This is a genomic window from Brotaphodocola sp. (assembly GCF_050873365.1).
Lineage (GTDB): Bacteria > Bacillota > Clostridia > Lachnospirales > Lachnospiraceae > Brotaphodocola.
Window position 1 is genome coordinate 15358 of record NZ_JBNMIQ010000009.1, and the last position, 16619, is coordinate 31976.

Annotated in this window: 11 protein-coding genes; 2 read left to right on the forward strand and 9 right to left on the reverse strand. The window is 47.7% G+C overall.

Going from position 1 to position 16619, the window contains the following annotated elements:
- Window positions 1–56: 56 nt before the first annotated feature.
- From ACR0QT_RS06380 to ACR0QT_RS06400, 5 genes are all read right to left on the reverse strand, one after another.
- Window positions 57–1373, reverse strand: coding sequence for a hypothetical protein (locus ACR0QT_RS06380; RefSeq protein WP_432630002.1), 1317 nt, complete (start codon window positions 1371–1373; stop codon window positions 57–59).
- Window positions 1374–1445: 72 nt separating this feature from the next.
- Complete coding sequence (locus tag ACR0QT_RS06385) at window positions 1446–2432, reverse strand: metallophosphoesterase (protein WP_432630003.1); 987 nt, start codon at window positions 2430–2432, stop codon at window positions 1446–1448.
- Window positions 2433–2542: 110 nt separating this feature from the next.
- Complete coding sequence (locus ACR0QT_RS06390) at window positions 2543–3505, reverse strand: glycosyltransferase (RefSeq protein ID WP_432630004.1); 963 nt, start codon at window positions 3503–3505, stop codon at window positions 2543–2545.
- 355 nt (window positions 3506–3860) lie between these two features.
- Complete coding sequence (locus ACR0QT_RS06395; protein WP_432630005.1) at window positions 3861–5366, reverse strand: Na+/H+ antiporter NhaC family protein; 1506 nt, start codon at window positions 5364–5366, stop codon at window positions 3861–3863.
- Between the two features lie 82 nt (window positions 5367–5448).
- Entirely contained in the window at window positions 5449–7683 is a 2235-nt protein-coding gene (locus tag ACR0QT_RS06400) for an ATP-binding protein (protein ID WP_432630006.1), read from the reverse strand.
- Window positions 7684–8345: 662 nt separating this feature from the next.
- Between ACR0QT_RS06400 and ACR0QT_RS06405 the strand changes: the two genes are divergently transcribed.
- Together ACR0QT_RS06405 and ACR0QT_RS06410 are read left to right on the forward strand one after the other, a co-directional pair.
- The gene (locus ACR0QT_RS06405; RefSeq protein ID WP_432630007.1) at window positions 8346–9473 is read left to right on the forward strand and encodes a cobalamin B12-binding domain-containing protein; all 1128 of its coding nucleotides are present in this window, start codon (window positions 8346–8348) and stop codon (window positions 9471–9473) included.
- Window positions 9470–11215, forward strand: coding sequence for a putative bifunctional diguanylate cyclase/phosphodiesterase (locus ACR0QT_RS06410; protein WP_432630008.1), 1746 nt, complete (start codon window positions 9470–9472; stop codon window positions 11213–11215). The genes ACR0QT_RS06405 and ACR0QT_RS06410 overlap by 4 nt, the downstream gene beginning before the upstream one ends.
- Before the next feature lie 25 nt (window positions 11216–11240).
- On the opposite strand, the gene ACR0QT_RS06415 is transcribed toward ACR0QT_RS06410, so the two are convergent.
- The 4 genes from ACR0QT_RS06415 to ACR0QT_RS06430 form a co-directional block, all read right to left on the reverse strand.
- Window positions 11241–13775, reverse strand: coding sequence for an ATP-binding protein (locus ACR0QT_RS06415; protein WP_432630009.1), 2535 nt, complete (start codon window positions 13773–13775; stop codon window positions 11241–11243).
- The gene (locus ACR0QT_RS06420; RefSeq protein ID WP_432630010.1) at window positions 13765–14580 is read right to left on the reverse strand and encodes a substrate-binding periplasmic protein; all 816 of its coding nucleotides are present in this window, start codon (window positions 14578–14580) and stop codon (window positions 13765–13767) included. Before ACR0QT_RS06420 ends, ACR0QT_RS06415 begins: the two co-directional genes overlap by 11 nt.
- 116 nt (window positions 14581–14696) lie before the next feature.
- Window positions 14697–15989, reverse strand: coding sequence for a diguanylate cyclase domain-containing protein (locus ACR0QT_RS06425; protein WP_432630011.1), 1293 nt, complete (start codon window positions 15987–15989; stop codon window positions 14697–14699).
- A 39-nt stretch (window positions 15990–16028) separates the two neighbouring features.
- Window positions 16029–16565, reverse strand: coding sequence for a V4R domain-containing protein (locus ACR0QT_RS06430; RefSeq protein ID WP_432630012.1), 537 nt, complete (start codon window positions 16563–16565; stop codon window positions 16029–16031).
- Window positions 16566–16619 lie beyond the last annotated feature (54 nt).

A 16619-nucleotide genomic window follows, 5' to 3' on the forward strand; every position in this document is an offset into this window, starting at 1 on the left:
CGGCAACAGCCATCAGAAAAATCAAGGCGCTAAATCGTTTCAGATATCTGAATATCTCAAATTTTTTCACTTGCTCGTCCTCTCTTTTCCTTTCTGTTCGCTCTCACATAGAAAAACGCACAACCGCCTGCCATAACGATAATTGTCTGCATCAGGGTCTTTTTCGCATTGATTCTCTGTGCAAAAGAAGCATCGTTGTAAGTAAACGTGATGTAGTTCTGCGACTTGTATTTGATGTACGCCTTATCAAGCACAAACAGATCTTCCGAGATGCTATTGAGTTCCTCTTCCAGCTTGTTGACCATTCCCTGAGCTGCCGAAAGGCGATCCCAATTGTCTGCACTCTCATTAATTTTCTGAATGATATAACTTGTGCTGATAATTTCTGATTGGTAATCCATCGAAGCTCCGAGGGAGTCATCTGCGGTTCGCGCCATCTTATCCATTGCAGTCTTCGTTCTGGACATATAATACTCCTGAAGCTCATCGGTCGTCGGAATCATGACAACTGCTGTCATCGATTTTTCATAGATGGAAATTCCATTCTTGTTGGCATCATAGTATGCCATGTTTTTGCGCGCCGTAATATCATCAATCTTATTCTTATATTCCAGAATTCGCGTAAGGATTAGCGGATCTCTTGCAACTCCACCTTCAATCACAAATGCCATCGCATTCGGAATATCATAATTGATCAAATTGTTGACTCTCTTTCCCATCGTTGTGAAATTATTCGAGGAGCGGTCACCATTATCCGTATCGATAAAACTCTTATTCTCATCAAGACGCGCATTCAGATATCGCGATAACTGTTGCGCGCGAAGCTGAATCTCATTCAACCTCAAATAAGGCTCACATTCCGAGGTGACCTCCAATTTCTCCTTCGGAATCTCCTGATTATCACAGTAATTCTCAAGGAAGAACGCTCGATAGGAGGCACAGACCCCTCTCAAAAGATCCATCGCCTTTCGATTTTTCAAATCAAGGGTACTTGCATTTAATGACATATAGTATGTTGTGGTAATATACTCACTTGAACCACCAACATTTCCGGTATCAACCGGTTTGAGATAAAGGCATCCTGCCAGCTGACTGCTCGTGATCGTTCCCTGAAGACCCACTCTCTCGATTGCATCCTGAAGAATATCATCCGATACCATCTCATAGGAATTAAATCTCGTTTTATTCGGACTGAGTCCCTGTGATGCCTCCGAATAGTTAAAGTAAATATCTACGCTCGCCTGACTCCGGCTCTCAAAATAATGAATCCCGCCGAAGAGAATACAGAGGGCTACACCGCAGGAAAAAAGGCGGTATTTATTCTGCCAGATCAGGCGCAGAATATGCTTGATTTGTTCTTTCAGATCTTTCATTGCATCCCGCCTTTCCCAGTTTCTTCTGTTTTTTATGTTTTTTTAATTTTTCCAATTTTTTCATTAACCACATTAATCAACGTCAATTACCGACAATTCCGGCACATTGTTGATTCTCGGCCACCAGCTCGAATCACCCATTCCACGGCTTACGATCAGATGTCCCTTGTTGGAGAGCGTATACTCTCCTCCCGCATACTCCGGAAAAAGTCCCTCGTCCGGGGAGTACAGAGCTCCAATTTTCGGCAGACGAATCAATCCTCCATGCGCGTCTCCTGCCAGACCAAGTTCAAAATGGTACTGACTCAAAATATCCGGAAAATATGTCGGAACATGAGCAAGGCAGATCTGAAAATCACTCTTATCCTCCGCCTCAAAGGTTTCCATTCGCTCCTTTGCCCCGTACTTTTCAAAACTTGACGGATCTCCGTCGAGACCAACGATGCTGACGGTATTGTCATAGAGCGTGAGCGTGTCCGACTCGTTAATCAAAAATCTCATTCCCGTATTTTCAAACCGGTTGATCAGATCCTTGTCTTTCTGAATATAGATTTTAACGTCCTCATGATTGCCAAGCACCCCATAAGTCGGAGCAATCTCCACAAGTTTGTGACACAACGCCACCATATTGTCATAATTTGGCTCGCTGTCAATCACGATATCTCCACCTAGAAGAATCAGATCTGGAGCTAATTCCGTGATATCCTGAATCAAATCCTGATTATCCTCTCCATACTCTCTCAAGTGGATATCCGACATAAAGATGATCCGGATGCCATGACTCAGCTTTCTCGAATTAATCTGATAGAATTCCATCGTGTAGTGCGTCTTGTTGTAAGAAATATTTACAGCTACTCCCGCCCCGATAAAGAAAAGGAGACCAAGCAAAACGGCGACGTCCGACCATCTGATCTTTCTCTTTTTCTTGGCAGATTCTCTGCGACGAAGCAATCTCGGGAATGCCTTTTTCTTTTTCGTATCCGAAGTTTTTGTGGACTCTCCCGGAGTTTCTTTCTCAGTATCCTGTGCCGTCTCAACCTTGTCGACATTCTCAGCCACCGACGCTGAAGACTTTCTCCGCCAGAACCTCCCAAGTCCTTTTCCCGTATCGTTATTTGTTTTCTTCTTTTTGATGATTATTCACTCCCCTGACTGCGATTTTGATCTTCTCACCTTTTCGCTCTCACATACATTCCCGGCGCAATTAAGAATAACAGCGCTTTCAGTCTGCGTTTTGGACTGCAGGCACATCGCAGAACCGTCATTCTACTAAGTTTCAGCTCTCCTCGTTTTTCCGGTACACAGGCACAATAACAATCCATGTACTTCCACGAGAGATCATCCTCAAGCAGTCGCCTGAGCTTGCGCGGACTCACACTCTGATAGAATTTTCGCTGTTCCTCATAGGTCGCAATGCGGTCCTGAATCTTCTTCATACTCATTGAAGCGGAATTCATGATCGATCCACTTCTCGTATTATCATAATGGTAAAATGCCAAATCCGTCAAAACAACTCTCTCTGCCTTTAGCAAAATCCGCGGAGTAAACTCCTCATCCTCATGGAGGATTCCCTTTTTAAATCGAAACTGATTGCTTTGAAGAAACTCTCTCTTATAAAAATGTCGCACAGCTTCGACGCGGAGCGCTCCGCCCTCGAGGCAACCAGTCAGATACGCTTTTCCTGTGTAGATCTTATGACATTCAAAACGCTCTTCGGCAATTCGCTCATATCGCTTCATCGCCTTGGTAGAACGCATCGGTTGCATTTTTCCGATCACAAGCTCTGCATCGAGAGTGTGCGCCTCATTCAAAAACGAGGAACACGAATTCGGTTCAATAAAATCATCGCTGTCGACAAACAGAATATATTCTCCGTTTGCGCGGTCCAAACCAAAATTTCTCGCATCGGATAAGCCACCATTTTCCTTGTGATAGACCGAAATTTGCGGATTTTGTTTTGCGTACTCATCGCAGATCGCTCCGCTCTGATCGGTGCTTCCATCATCAATCAGAAGAATCTCTATCTGATCGAGGATATCCTGCTTTAAGAGCGATTCGACACAGCGTTCAAGATAAGACTCCACATTATAGACAGGGACAACGATGGAGACTTGAATTTTGTATTCACTCATATTTTATATATCCTTATAAATATAAATATTTTAATCGTTTTCTTTGTCTCGTAATCTATATCGTATATTAACTTGAATGAATCTGGAAAAACGAGAAAAAGACGCACTTCTCCCTCCCAGTCAGAAATTACTACGTCAATTATAGAACTAAATGAGAAGTTTGACAATTCATCTCTCAAATAAATTCGACAGATCTCCCAAAAATCTGAAAAAGAAAAGCCTATCATGCATTCCTATCTAAAAAAATCCCCATGCCCACTTTCGAGCATGAGGATTCTATCAAAGATATTTTTAAAAGAGCATCCCTCTCGGGAAATCAATCGACTCCCAATCTACTATCTCCCCAAAACCATCATCAACCCTCAACCTCTCTCACGGAAACAAATTTCCGGATACCGAGAAGCAGGGCAAGCAGAATCAGAATGCAGATTGCAAGAACGATCCATGCGTTCTGTACCGTTCCCGCGATGCAGTATCCGACAAACGAAACCGAAGCGGCCAGCACCACATATGGAATCTGAGTCGTCACATGGTTGATGTGGTCACAGCGTGCTCCTGCAGATGACATGATCGTCGTGTCGGAAATCGGAGAACAGTGATCTCCACAGACTGCTCCTGCAAGGCAGGCGGAAACCGTGATCACAAGAAGTTCGGACGGAAGATTGATGCCTGCGACGATCGGGAGCAGGATGCCGAACGTTCCCCAGGAAGTTCCGGTCGAGAATGCGAGAAAGATCGCAACGACAAAGACAATCGCCGGAAGCAGAGCCGTCATGTGAGAGGCACTTCCCTCAAAAATCATGCTGACGTACTCACGCGCGCCGAGCATATTTGTCATCTTGGAGAGCGTCCACGCAAAAGTCAGGATCAGGATCGGTCCAATCATCGCCTTGAATCCATCCGGGAACGCATCCATGCAGTCCTTGAATGTCAGGACTTTTCTGCTAACATAAAATACGATCGTGAACAGCAGAGCCAGCGCCGATCCCATTGAAAGGCTTAACGCTGCATCCGATCCGGCAAATGCCTTGATGAAGCTCTCGCCCTCAAAGAATCCGCCCGTGTAGATCATTCCCGTCACACAGCAGATAATCAACACGATCACCGGAACTGCGAGGTCAATGACCGTTCCCTTCGTCGAGATAGCTCTCATCGAACCGTCATCCTCGACTTTCTTTCCACAGGTAAAGAGATCTCCCTTTTTCGCATTGTCCTCATGCTTCTTCATCGGTCCGAAGTCAATATCGAGACAGATGATCATCAGGATCATTGCGATCGTCAGCAGGGAATATAAATTGTACGGGATCGTCTTGATGAAGAGATCCAGTCCATCCGTATCGGAAGCTACACCGGCAACTGCTGCCGCCCACGAGGAGATCGGCGCAATCATGCAGACCGGAGCTGCGGTCGCATCGATGATGTAGGCGAGCTTTGCGCGGGACACGTTGTGCTTGTCTGTGACCGGTTGCATGATACTGCCGACCGTCAGACAGTTGAAATAGTCATCCACGAAGACGAGAACGCCGAGTGCAAACGTCGCAAGCAGGGTTCCCCGTCTTGTCTTGATTCGGCTCTGCGCCCATTTTCCGTAGGCGGAAGAACCACCGGCACGGTTCATCAGCACGACGATCGTTCCGAGAACAACCAAAAAGATCAGAATTCCCACATGGGAGGCATCCGCGAGTGACGCGATGAATCCCTCCTCAAACATCATTGTATACGCGCTCACAACATGAAACTGCGTACAGAACAATGACGCGGTGACAATTCCGATAAACAGGGAACTGTACACCTCCTTTGTAATCAATGCCAGCACAATCGCCACAATCGGCGGTACCAGCGACCAGAATGTTGCATACATACTTTGCTTTCCTCCATTGTTTTTCTATATACATTCAAAATCAAAATCTCTCAAAATCTTTTTGTCTTTCTTTACTGATCTGTTATTGGTCGGATTTTGACTCTGTGTCTTGCTTTTCACCTTCTCCTTTGTCTGCGCTGTCTGCACTCTCAGAGAGAATCTCCCGGATTGTGTCAAACATCGCATCCACATTGATCGGCTTGGCAATATGAGCATTCATCCCCGCCTCAAATGCCTTTCGCCGGTCTTCCTCAAATGCGTTCGCCGTCATTGCGACGATCGGAGTCAGTCGTCTCGGATCTTTGAGCTTTCGGATGACCTCAGCAGCCGTATAACCATCCATGTTTGGCATCTGAATATCCATCAAAATGACATCGTAATACCGCTCCGGCTTCTTTTGAAGCTCCTCCACGCAGAGTTCTCCATCGGCAGCGCGCTCCACGACAAACCCTCTCTCCTCAAGAATCGTCTCCGCAATCTCGGCATTGAGGTCGTTGTCCTCCGCGAGAAGCACTCGTTTTCCCTGAAAGCACTCTTCCTGGCGCAATTCGGAATTCCTGACTGTTCTTTCTGACTTCTTCGCTTTCTCCGGCATCTTCGGATCTTCCCGAAGTTTTTCCTCTCCCCAGTCCGACGCCTGCAAGTCCGTCTTCTCGCTCTTTCTCTGATCGAGAATCCGAATCTGCTCCTGATCGGCAAGCTGAAACGGAAGTGTTACGATAAACGTACTTCCCTCCCCGACCTTGCTCTCGATCTCAATCGTTCCCTCCATCAGATCAGTCAGCGCTTTCACAATCGGAAGTCCGAGTCCTGCACCGAAAACTTTACTCTCTGTGCTCGTCCGCTCCCTCGTGAACTCCTCAAAAATATGAGGCAGATACTCCTCGCTCATTCCGATTCCGGTGTCCTTCACGACGAAACGATACTGTGCATACCCTTCTCTCTCCAAAGCCTCCTCGGTGATGTCCACCGTGACCTGCCCGCCATCCGGCGTGTATTTGATCGCATTGCCGAGGATGTTGAGAATAATCTCCCGAAGTTTCGTCTTGTCACAGATCAGATATTCATGGGTAACATTCAGATTGCACGAATACTTTAAGTTCTTGTTGCGAATGCTCGGCTCGAAAACTGCATTCAGAGAATTGACCAGATCACGGAGACAACCGGACTCCATCTTGAGCGTCGCCTTTCCACTCTCGATCCTCGCCATCTCAAGCACATAATTGATCAGAGAGAGCAAAAACGAACTCGAAATCTGGATCTTGTCGATATACTCCAAGGTCTTCTCCCTGTCATCAATGTGTTGTTTCAAAAGATCGGAAAATCCGATGATCGCATTCATCGGAGTCCGGATGTCGTGGCTCATATTGAACAGGAAACGTGTCTTTGCCTCATTTGCAGAGCGGGCTTCCTCCGCCACCTTCTCCAATTTTTCCGCATGAAGAAGATCTTTATTCCGTTGCTCCTCAAACTGCCAGCATCCGAGCATCAGAAGAAGCGCCAGAATAAAGGCAACCACGATTCCTGAGACAATCTGCTCAAGGCTCACCCAGCCATTCACCGGCACAATGTCAAAGTACCAGACATCATTCGGGACCTCACACGCGACACTCAGCGCATTCTTGCGAATCTTTTCATCATCCTTACACTGGGCGATGATATTTTTCTCCCCGCCAGAAACACTCTTCTTCCAGATCTCATAATGGTAGCCTGCCTCCTCGAGCTTGTCCAGTTCCATCTCATCAAGGAAACGCTCCCAATTCAAAACGAGGATCGAAAATCCCCAGAACTGCCTCTCCCCCTGCGCATCTGCCCGGTAAATCGGGTCAAACAGAAGGACTCCGGTTCCACCCTGAACGAGCTCAAATGGACCGGCGATCGTGTAATCCCCACTCTCCTTTGCGAGACGGGCTTCCTGCTTTCGCTCCGGATGCTCGAACATATTTAAACCCATAGATGCCTCATTGCCCTCCATCGGATAGATGAGGTTGACGATTCCATCCTTGGCAATCTCATGCGCCTCAATGACATGTCGCTCATCCTGCATGAATTCAGACAGCGTATCAAACTGATTGCTCTCCACATCCATCCCGGATTCAATCATCTTTTTCATCAAATCGGATTCTGCCAAATACCGATTCAACTGGGATTCGACCCTGCCCACAGTCGATTCTGCCGTATAGATTGCCTTGAGTCGCTCTCCTCTCTCCTGATTCTGATTCAGGAGGACAGAGGTTCCGAGCACGACCAGGAACGTAATCACAAACACGAGAAGCGCCCGCATCCGTATCGTCTTTTGATCTGTTTTTTTCTTCATAATTGTCTTTTATCTCTTACCTAATCTTTCTATATCCCATTTAAATCCCATTCATTTAAGTCCCGTTCATTAAGTCTTATTCCCAAAGTCTCATTCTCAAAGTCTCACTCTTAAAGTCCCATCTTGAAATGTTACTCTTAAAATCCCGTTCAAATCAACGCTCTGTGAAACTTTTTTCTGCCTGTACCTTTTATTTTACTCTCTTCTCTATGTTTCCGACAACACTTTTTTCAGCAAATCACGGCAATTATCTACCATATCACGACTTTTCTCACAAATCTCCCTCAGAATCTCATTTCGCACTCTGAAAAAAAGTCCCCCGAGCACTACATCTGAAGTGTCGGAGGTTGCTGGTCATTTGTATAGTAGTAGTGGAAAAAATATATCGCTTACTATTATAGAAAAAGGCTTCCGATTTGTCCACATGATTTTTCTGTATTTTACATTCCTGTTTCACCTGTACTATGTAAATTTTTTGTATCATATGAATTTTTCCATTTAGAAAATTTTTGCCTGTGATCGGGAACTATTTCAATCACCACAGAATTATGGTATACTAGAACTATTTGAAAAGACAGATTTTCAATTTTTTTAACCATCGTGTTCAGAATTTGTTAAAAAACGAAACTTCAAAAAAAGGGCACCACGGAAGGAGGAAAACGATGAGTTTATTATGGATGGATTATGAGACAGAATTTCAAAATCTGGTGGATACCGCCTCGGAATGTGAGCAGAACAAGGCACCCGATTATTTTTCCGCGCTGAGCAAGCGTGTCAAAAAAATCATTTACCGCGACACCCGCTACAACATTGATTTTCTCTACACTGCCTACACCCTCGGCGACAGCAAGATCATGACTGACTACGCTGTCTGGCTCTTCAAACTGATGGATTCGATCTTCACACAGAAGACAAGCCTCGAGACTGCCGATTATGTGATCCGCCATCTCGATGCGATCCGGGAAGCGATCGACTCGACGATCGAACCTGAGAAGCAGGCAGATCTTGTGCGACTCCTCGATCTCGCCTCCGACCGAATCCGCGAAGTTGCAAATCAGCCGGCAACTGCCGAGAACGCGAGTCCCTCCGGCTCTGCAAATTCTTCCGCTCCCCGGTTTGCCGTCTCCACCTACGAGAAGGAGATTCAGGAGTACATGGACAGCCTGTTTCAGAAGAATTCCAGAAAAACTCTGTACCTGATCCAAAAATTCACCCAGCAGGGCATTCCGATCAACGACATCTACGTCGAGATCCTCGCCGAGAGCATGCGCCGGGTCGGAGAGCTCTGGCACACCGCTCAGATCACCGTGGATCAGGAGCACTACTGCACCTCCGTCACCCAGATGGCGATGGCACAGATGTACCCAATTCTGTTCTCAAATTCCGAACAGCGCAAGAACCACCTGCTTCTGTGTGCCTGCCCCGGAACGGAACTTCATGAGATCGGCGCACGCATGGTCGCAGACCTCTTTGAGAACGACGGGGGGGACAGCCTCTATCTCGGCGCCGCGGTTCCCGAGGACGCGATGCTCGATGCAATCCGCGTCAATCACCCGGACCTTGTCGCCCTCTCTGTGACAATGCCCCAGCACCTGATTGACTGCCGAAACCTGATCACAGCGATCCGTCAGGAATTCCCGAATCAGAAAATCGCAGTCGGTGGCAATGCCTTTCTCAGTACCAACCGACTCTGGGAACAGTGGCCGATCGACTTTTACACCAGAGATGCCCGACAGCTTCTCGCTCAGGCAAATACCTGTTTTGACGGAGACTCATCACTTACATCATGACCTATCATATTTTTTTGTGTGACAAAGAATGGGAGATCCAAAGAATCCTTCATGTCTCTGCGGATCTAAAAAACAACCCGGCAAATCCAATCAAACCGAAAGTCAGGCTGACTGAGCTTCTCGAAAACCCACTCAGCCTGACAGACAACGAAGATCTCGACGCGCAGAAACAACTCATGGTCTCTCTGCGCTTTCTTGGTGTACCCAAAGAGATCCCGGCGATCATCTGCAATTACTCCAAATATTTTCTTGTCATCCTCGCCCATGTGAGAGATGAGAAGGATTACAAAAAATTTGCAGACCTCTTTTCTGAGACGCTCTCGTGGGCGGAGGAGAATCTCCAACTGCCCTATCAAGATGAGTATTTTCAGATCCAGCAGATGAACAATCAGCTGATCAACTCCCAGCGCGCCCTGATGAGAAGCAACCAACAGCTCAAACAGGTGCTCGATGAGATTCGGGATGCCAACACGACGATCGCCCTGCTCGAGCATGATGACCTGACAAATCTCTACTGCCTCTCCTCCTTCTACCGCAAGGCACGCAAACGTCTCGCGGAGTCGAATGGACAGACATTTGACATTATCGTCCTCGACATCGAGCGATTTAAACTCGTCAATGAGATCTTCGGAAGAAAGGCGGGCGACCAGCTCTTGCAGAGCCTCGCGATGTTTCTGCTGAGTCTAAGCGGAGCGGATCACGGGATTCTTGCGCGGGCATCTGCCGACACCTTCTATATGATGATGCCCGGAGAGCTGAAGTTCTACGAGACGCTCGGGCAGGAAATGCCGATGTTCTTCAAATCCTACCCTCTGCCCGTCCGGATCGGAGAAAAGATCGGCGTCTACTCAGACTCGAACGCAGATACCTCGATCTCCATCGAGCAGATGTGTGATCGCGCCCTTCTCGCACTCGACACGATCCAGCCTCAGAGTCTCTCCCGCGTCGCATTTTACAACCATTCTCTGCACGAGTCCCTGCTTCTCGAACACCGGATTCTCGACAGTGTGCCGGATGCCCTCGCAAACCGCGAGTTCAAGCTCTTTCTCCAGCCAAAGGTCGACATCCGCAGTGGAGAAGTTGTCGGCGCGGAGGCGCTGATCCGCTGGATTCACCCAGAACTTGGCTTCATCGCCCCCGACAAATTTATCCCCCTTCTCGAGAAAGAGGGAGATATCTACCACGTCGATCAGTTTATCTGGGAGGAAGCCTGCCGAATCCTTAAGACAAGAAAAGAGATGGGGCTTCGCTCCCTGCCGATCTCTGTCAATGTCGCCCGCGGAGACCTCTATCAGAATAATCTCTGTGATGTCCTAACCAACCTGATCAAGACCTACGGCCTGGACGCCTCCCTGCTCCGCCTTGAAATTCTCGAGCGCGTCTATGTCCGCGACTCCTCAAACCTTTTCGAGATCCTCACAAACCTCAGAAACCACGGTTTTCTGATCGAGATGGACGACTTTGGTACCGGGGAGTCCTCGCTCTCAATGGTAGCAAAAATGCCGATCGATGTCCTCAAACTCGACCGGCAATTTATCGTGTCCTGCCTTCAGGACCCCCGTCAGATGGAAATCATCCGCTTCATCGTCCAGCTCGCCAAAACACTCGACATGAAGATCATCGCGGAGGGTGTTGAGACGAGAGAGCAGGCAGATTTTCTTCTCTCGCTCGGATGCCTGTATGCACAGGGGTATTTCTACGGAAAACCAGAGCCGGCGGACGCCTTTCTCAAAGTACCATGAGAAACAGAAAATAAAAGGCACACTTTTATGATCTGTCCGCACAGCAGTAGCAGTGAATCATCTTCACGACCTCCTGCATATCAAGCGGTTTTGAGAGATGCTCATTCATCCCCGCCAATCGGCTTCTCTTCTTATCATCGATAAACGCATTTGCCGTCATCGCAAAAATCGGGATTGTCTGCGCATCTGTCCGGTCGAGACTGCGAATCTTTCTGCTCGCCTCCAAACCGTCCATCTCCGGCATCATAATGTCCATCAAAATCACATCAAAACTTCCCGGCTCCTGATTCACAAAGATCTCAACGGCTTCTTTTCCGTCATGCGCCTCCGTGATCACAGCGCCCTCATCCTCAAGAAGCGTCTTTGCGATCTCCATATTGAGTTCGTTGTCCTCGGCAATCAAAACCCTTACTCCGCGAATCGAAAACTCTTTCTTCTCCTCTTCCCGCCGTTCCTCCTGCTGACTGAAATCAACTTTCATCGGAAGTCTTACGGTAAACGTTGTTCCAAATCCGCGTTTGCTCACAAAGTCCACGCTTCCGCCCATGCGGTCAATCAGCTCCTTCGCAATCAACAGTCCGAGTCCATTTCCGGAATAGGTCGTTCTCGCCGTATTCTCCTCCTGAGTAAAGACCTCAAACATATGACTCTGAAACTCCTTAGTCATTCCGATTCCCGTATCCTCGATCACAAACTCATACTCGACCCTGCCATCCTCGGACACTTTTCCGATTTCACGACAGTTGACATTCACCCTGCCATCCTCGCGATTGAATTTCACGGCATTTGACACGAGATTCTGGATGATCTGGCGGACATGAAGGGGGCTTCCTACCACAATAGAATGTGTGATCTCATCGACGTTCATTGTGAGATGAACCTTTCTCTCCTCCGCCTGTTCCTCCATGAAAAACTTAATATCGCGCAGGATATTTTTCAGATTAAATGTTCTCTCCTCAAACGCAATCTCTCCCGATTCGAGCTTGCTCATCCTCAAAATATCGTCGAGGAGATCCTGAAGATAATCTGAGGAGAAAATGATCTTGTCCATACACTCTTTCACTCGCTCCGGATCTGAGGCAACACGCTTTGCGATCACCGCCATCCCGCGAATTCCGTTGACCGGAGTGCGGACATCGTGGCTCATCCGGCGAAGGAATGAACTCTTGACTCCGTTTGCAAGTTCGGCATCCCTTGCGGTCTTTCTGAGTTCTTCCTTGTAACGCTCCTCGTTCTGCTTGTAATCATTGACGTTACGCGCTGCAACGAGAACATCACGAACCTCCCCATTTTCATCAATCTGCTGAGGAATCAGGATACACAGATACCACGTTCCATTGACATCGCGAAACATCGCACTCCGGTTTTTGACTCCTCGCAGTCGCTCTCTCATCGTGTTTGGATTCATGAAATCCAGATAATCTTTCCGAAATTCCGGTGCGATCACATGATCGGCCAGGATCTCCACAACCTCCGACGCATCTCTCTTCTCGCCCACAAAAGATTTCATCCGATCCGAGCAGAGAATCTCCTCAAACTCCATCCGGTGAAGATGAAAAATCGCTGTCGTCACATAGATACTGCTGATTGCCCTGACTGTATTGAGCTGTTTTCTCTCCCTGCGAAAATATTCCTTCTCGGAGTGCTGACGCAGAAGAAGCACAAAACTGCAAAGAATCGCATAGACCGTGATTCCGGCGAGAACGAGGGCAATCATATTTGTGAAGACCTCTTTTTCCGGGTAAAAGACATAGATATAGTAGCGTCCGTAAACCGCACGCTTCCCGTACCAACTCCTGTGTGCCCGCTTTAAATGGATCAGTCTTCCCTCATAGTGACTTAAATCTCCAGCATTCGTGATCGGGGTTTTGTCCACCGGGATATTCTGTTTGATCTCTTTTCCATTACTCGCAAGAATTCGCATTCCGTCTGTAATGATGATGACCGGATTTTTGTGAAAGGTATTGTTCGTCAGAATTTTGTCGATAGACGGCTCATAGACATCTGTCTTAATCTTTCTGGTCTCAATGTAGCACAAAACTGCTACATCCCCACCCGCCATACATGCGATCTCGTAGGTGACATCCTGAGACATCATCGTCCCGCAGTATGTCTTCTTTGGATACTCGAAAATATTTTTTAGACTTGCCCCCTCCAGCTTTGGCTTCCAGAGCGCATAGGCATCTCTTCCATCTAGGTCAACCCCACAGATCTCGCTCTGATCAGAGTCGAGCACAAGAACTCCGCTCAGACCGCCCCGCCTCGCAAACTCAGTCAAAAAATCCTGATTTGCAAGCTGATCTCTCGCAACGAAATCCGTCAGCACCTCCGCTTTTTCCAACAGATCCTGTCGTGTTTTCGCCTGATTTCCCAGCTCATAGTTGTCGTATCTCTGACAGACAGATTCCATAAACGTGATCGTCTCATCCGCCAGATCTGCGATATACTTCCGATCATTCTTATAGACAACCCCAAGATAGATCAGCAACAGCAGGATACTGACACCTGCTAAAACGGCATCTAAGGTTCTCGTCCATCGCTTTGGACGATTATCGTTCATGGCCTTTCACCCCCAAAGTCCATTCCGCATCCAGCCCATATTTCTGAGCAATCTGAGGAATGGTTCCGTCTTCATTCATCTGTCTGAGCGTCTGCGTCAGGTTCTCAATCAGCTGAGAATCATTCTTCTTGTCAAATGCCACTCCAAGTCTCGCCATCAAAATCGGGATATCTAAATAGCGGTAGAGCTCCGGATTCTCCGTCGTGTATCTCCTTAACGCCATCTCATGACCGGCGACTGCATCCGCATAGCCTTTTCCGAAAGCGACAAACGCATCGTTGAGTCTGCTGTACGTCGAGACACGGCGCACACTCTCCCCCGATGAGTCAAATTGTTTGAGAAAATATTCCTCCGCCTTGGAATCAACCTGGACAGCGACTGTCTTTCCACTCAAATCCTCAAGCGACTGAATCGGACTATCCGCCGGAACGACCACGACCTCCGGGCTGTACAGATACGGTCCTGCCCAGTTATAGAGGTCTTCCCGCCCATTCATCGAGAAACTGCACCAAATACAGTCAATCTCTCCGCTCTGAAGCAGGTGATCCTGCTCTCCCCAGACAATCTCAATAAATACCGGGCGATACCCAAGACGTCTGCACGCCTCAGAAGCGATCTCTCTGTCCACCCCAGTATAATTTCCGTCTTCCCCGACGTAAAAATACGGCGCGTAGAGGTCGCTTCCGATTTTCAGTTCCGGAAGACTCCTGTCATATTCATCGGCAGACACCTCACTCGGCGCGCAGGCAGTCAAAAGCCCCACTGCCACCAAAACAGGAATCATCCATCCTGATGCTTTCTTCATAAGTCCTCTTTTCCTGAATTCTTGCGCATGTCTAATGCATTTGCCTAATACATTATCTAATACATTATCTAATGCATTATCTAATTAATGTATTTATCTGATATTAATCCATTTGTCTAATGCATTTCATGGGTATGATTAACAATCCACTCACTCGCAGAATAATTCAGCTGTTTTTCGTACTCTTCTTTGTGATTCCGCTTCTGATCGTACATCGCACAGTCGGCATCCTGTATGATCTCATCAAGCGTCTGCGGTCTGTTTTTCCCGGAAATCTCCACCAACCCGCAACTGAAGCTCTGAGGATAGGGAATTCCAAGGGTCTCCTTAAATTCCCGCTGAATCCTCTTCATTTTTCGCTCTGCCATCTCTTTCGGACACTTTCTGAGAATGATACAGAATTCATCTCCGCCTACTCTCGCAAACAGGTCATTTTCACGGACACAGGACTTCACCGTCTCCACAAACCGGCGGATGTAGCGGTCGCCCTCAAGATGACCATAACGGTCATTGACATATTTTAAGTGATCGAGATCGCAGTAACAGAACACCATCTTCTCCTTGCGCTCAAGCAGTTTTTCCATCTGCTCCTCGAAGTAAGTGCGATTGCGAATTCCCGTCAGCGGATCATGATAAGCCTCGACCTCAAGTCTCTTCTCCCTCGTTCTCTCCTCGGTCGCCTCACGGATGATATGCACATAGGCGAGCTCGCCCTGCCAGTGCATGAGTCCCGTTGTCACCTTGAAGATTCGGTGCAGGGAATCCTCCGTCTCCCAAACTTTCTCTGCCTCTTCCTGAATCTGTTCGAGTACCCCTTCCTTCTTCGTCATCTCAAGACAAAGCTTGAAAATCTCATTCGTCTTCGGATCTTCATTTGCATCCTTTGTGTTGCAGTAGAACACCTGACCATCCTCCACACCGACGACGAGAATCTGCTCCTCACTTCGACAGATCAGTTCCATCAGAAGCTGACTGTATCCCTCCATCATGCTCGCATGCGCTTTCTCTTTCTGCGCCTCCTCTTTCAGACGCATTTCACGCTCCTTGAGCTGGGCCGTCATCTTATTGAAAGCGTCTGAGAATTCGCCGAGATAGGAAACCGACTGGGAGTAATCCCCTCTTGCAACCTGTTTCGCCTGCCAAGTCATATGATTCAGGTTCGTGTGCATGTTCTTGAGGTTCTGACACAGAAAATTATCCTTTCCGGGCAAAGTGACAGAGAGATTTCCCTTCGAGAGTTCCGCAGAATACTCCTTCATCTCCCTCACTGCCTTATCAAGGAAACGAAGCCCCTTTCCCAGTTTCTGATAAGGTGGGTCGAGAGTCTCCACATCCAGAGGGCACGCATCCGGGCTGTAAAGAATATCGCGCAGATATTCAAACAGCCTCTCACAATTTTTTTCTTCCATTCTGCCCCCCTTTCTTTGATTGATTCCCCCGCAATCTTCTTATTCTTTGATCTCAGCCCGGAAACGGCAGACACGGTCGCCGGTCGCCCAACAGTCAATCTCGATTGCCGTATATACTTTTCCGGAGTACAGGGAAAGAATTCCCGCAATAAATCCCTCATCATAGTTGCAGACCGTCTCTCCGAGAATCGGAAGTCCGGAACAATCTGCATCCTCCGACACCGTCAAAATGATCTTTCCATTCTCCTCATCGACATCCTCAATGCGGAGCACACCGATCTTGAACGATTTGAGTTTCTCCTGAAGCTCCGCGATGAAGGTATCCATCGGCTGATCAAGGTTCAACAGGTTCTTCGCAAAGTATTCCCCTGCCTTGCGTCCCGCATTTCGGAAAATCTCGACCTGTTTCTCTTTTCCGAGTGTCTGAATCAGCTCATCGCGAATCGAATATTCGAGCAGACGATAGACGAGAACCGGAAGCTCCTCCCCGAGATTCTCTCTGCTGTTCGGATTATACTGTAAGTATTCCTCAAAGGTGATCGGCTTGCGATCCTCCATAAAAATATTGTCTTCCATCTGTTCTTCCCCTTTCCATTTTCCCTAACTTCCCAAATTTTGAGCCACATCCCA